The sequence below is a fragment of the Sphaerotilus hippei genome (assembly GCF_003201595.1).
Classification (GTDB): Bacteria; Pseudomonadota; Gammaproteobacteria; order Burkholderiales; family Burkholderiaceae_C; genus Sphaerotilus; species Sphaerotilus hippei.
The window spans coordinates 1-2,637 of the sequence record NZ_QJJS01000037.1; the positions used below are offsets into that span (position 1 = coordinate 1).

At 60.5% G+C, this 2,637-nt stretch carries 3 protein-coding genes; all 3 read left to right on the forward strand.

The annotated features are described in order from the left end of the window. The first annotated feature begins 487 nt into the window (after positions 1-487). Genes C7444_RS19855 through C7444_RS20120 form a run of 3 tightly spaced genes read left to right on the forward strand, consistent with a single transcriptional unit; the run spans position 488 to position 2,462 of the window. Positions 488-928, forward strand: a complete 441-nt coding sequence (locus tag C7444_RS19855; protein ID WP_110402587.1) for a hypothetical protein — start codon at positions 488-490, stop codon at positions 926-928. Then, a complete protein-coding gene (locus tag C7444_RS20115; RefSeq protein WP_146219463.1) occupies positions 921-2,240 on the forward strand; it encodes an ImmA/IrrE family metallo-endopeptidase in 1,320 nt (439 codons plus the stop codon). The genes C7444_RS19855 and C7444_RS20115 overlap by 8 nt, the downstream gene beginning before the upstream one ends. A gap of 15 nt (positions 2,241-2,255) precedes the next feature. Then, positions 2,256-2,462 carry a DUF6444 domain-containing protein gene (locus C7444_RS20120; RefSeq protein WP_146219464.1) on the forward strand — a complete coding sequence of 69 codons (207 nt, stop codon included), beginning with the start codon at positions 2,256-2,258 and terminating at the stop codon, positions 2,460-2,462. Positions 2,463-2,637 lie beyond the last annotated feature (175 nt).

The window sequence follows — 2,637 nt, forward strand, 5'->3', positions numbered from 1 at the left end:
GCCATCGGCACCAGCGACGCCTGGGCCGACACGGCGGGCTCGACGGCCCACCACGTTCGCCTCGTCCGCAACGCGCCCCCCGCCGCCAGGAAATAAGGCCGGAGCGGGCGCGCCACCCTCTGCGCCGCAGCCCGCCACGCTGCCCACCGCGATCCCCACGATCAACGTGGGGACAGCGTACCCTGCCGGCCCATCCAGCGTGAGCGTCCAGCACATCGACACCCAGCTGACGCTGCTGTAGTGGCAATCCCGAAGAGCTGACCTATACGGATCAAGAACTTACGGCGGTTGGTGTCGAACTCGGGGTCGCCCGCTCCGCTTTGCACTCGCAAGAAAAGGACGAAGATGAAGAAGACGCACATTGAGCCGAAAGAGGTCGTCACCGTGCTCTGCTGAGACCGCTGCGGCTTGGTCGCTGACCGCGCTGTGTCATGGTCCATGAGGTTGTCCAGTAAACTCAGACGACGGGAATGTTGCTCTCCACACTATGAAACGCCGCTACGCCCAGTTCAACCCAAAGCGCAAACTGCTGACTCCCGCACAAGCGCAGGCCCGTGCAGAAGAGCTCGGGAGCTTGGCCGACCGTGCTCGCTATGGCGGAAACCCAGAGCACAAGAAAAACCCCGGCGACTTTGGCCTCACACCTCCAGCCGATCCGAGGCAAGGGAAATCGCTGTGTGACGTTGCCAGGATCTTCAAGCGTGAAGAAGCGGAGACGTTGCTGCGGGACGGACTCCGCAGGGGCCTCGTGAGCGACCGAATGGATGGCCAATGGCCGAAGAATGTCTGGTCTGTCACCAGCGACGGCTTTGCCATGGAGGCGCAAATCGAAAACCCAGGGTTGGGTACTTATCACGGCTACCCCATGCCCGAAACCGATCCACTGTCGCAAGAAGTTCTCCGTCGTTGGGGGCGCCTTGATGACTGAACTCCACATCAATGCAAAGTGGATGGCCGCAGCTTCGGGTGAACCTGAGGTGAGGGCTACGGCGGCCCAAATCGACATACACATTGACCGCATCTGCTTGACGCGGAACCAAGATATCTGGGCGGAGACAGTTCGCGATAGCGCCTTCTTGTCGGCCTACCCATTGGCGATGTGGTTAGCAAGCTCTTGGTGGCGTCTGAATCATGAGCCGTTGCCAGCCCAGCAACCAGGCTTTGGCTGGCGCTCGGCCCATGAACTCGGCGCTGCCAATCATGGCTTCGTATGGCCTCGCGTCATTTTCGTCCCAGATGGTGAAGCGATTCACGTATGGGCTGGGACGTCCATGACACCGGAACAGTCCGTACAGTACCTTCAAGCACTTGAAGCGCCAAAGCTGATTTCGTTGCCTGGCTTTCAGCAGAGCGTCCATCGATTCGTGCAAAGCGTGCTCGCGAGGCTAGATGCCAAGAAACTAGCTGGGACAAATTTGGCGCAGCTCTGGGCCGCTCTCCAGGAAGATCTTGCAGACCCCGAAGCGGTACGCCTTCGGAAGTTGGAAGCCGAACTTGGCTTTGATCCTGAGGAATGCCCTGAAGACCTGCTGAACGCTGCGATGCAGTGGAGGGGCCAAGTCGGAGATCAGGCATTGTCGGAATTGGCGCCAGCGATTGCGTCGTCGGGCGCCAATCCTGACCTGTCGATACTCGGCCAATTGGTCAACGCTGACGGCATCGTTGGCACACCAGAAGTAACACCTGACAGTTTTCAGCATCTGGAACATGGCGCCCCCTGGGAACAAGCGGTTCATGATGCGCAGGCCCTTCGGCGAGCAATTGGAAATGTCAGCAATCCGATGACCAGCGAGAGCCTGCATACCCTGCTTGGCTTGAGCACTGCTGCCGTTTCCAGTTGGTCGGCATCGACGGCCCGGCCGCCAGTCGCGGTGGCCATGCCAACGCATGATCATGCGTTGAAGTTTGTGCCCCGTCGCCGCAGTCCGATCGGGCAACGGTTTGAGTTGGCGCGCTTCCTGGGCGAGTACCTGCGCCCTTCGTCTGACAAGAGTCATTGGCTGGCGTCCACGGACCTGAAAACGTCACGGCAAAAGTACCAGCGTGCCTTCGCTGCCGAATTCCTGTGCCCGATTGATTCATTGACCTCCTCCTTGAACGGTGACTTCTCTTCTGATGCCATAGAAGAGGCTGCCTACCAATTTGAGGTCAGCGAGCAAGCAGTGACAAGCTTGCTACTCAACAACGGCTACATCCATCGTGATTGGTGGGGGACGCTTCCTTATCGAACGGCAGCCTGATCTGAGAGTGCATGGATGGACCAATCCGAAGCCCCAGACCGCAAGGCTGCAGCAGTGCAGGACAAGCCCGAGACGCTGGAGCAATGCCACGCGGTGATCGAACAGTTGGGGCAGGAACTGGCGCAACTGCGCGAGCAGGTCAGCGCGCTGCTGGACAAGAAGCTGAACTCGCGCAACTCGTCGAAGCCGCCGTCGTCGGACGGGCCGGGGTCAGCAGTGTGAAGGGCCGCTGCGGCGCGACGTCAGCGACTTCGTCTCCATCGATGACGGGTCCCAGGTCCTCGACCGGAAAACCGGGCTGGTCTGGATGCGCTGCATCGAGGACCAGCGCTGGAGCGGCACCACCTGCATCGCCAGCAACGCCGAGGAAGTGAAGCCGGGCCCGGGCCTGACCCAC

What these genes read in the sequence shown, in the direction of transcription:
- C7444_RS20115 (WP_146219463.1), top strand. Translation starts at nt 921, where the DNA reads ATGACTGAACTCCACATCAATGCAAAGTGGATGGCCGCAGCTTCGGGT.
- C7444_RS19855 (WP_110402587.1), top strand. Translation starts at nt 488, where the DNA reads ATGAAACGCCGCTACGCCCAGTTCAACCCAAAGCGCAAACTGCTGACT.
- C7444_RS20120 (WP_146219464.1), top strand. Translation starts at nt 2,256, where the DNA reads ATGGACCAATCCGAAGCCCCAGACCGCAAGGCTGCAGCAGTGCAGGAC.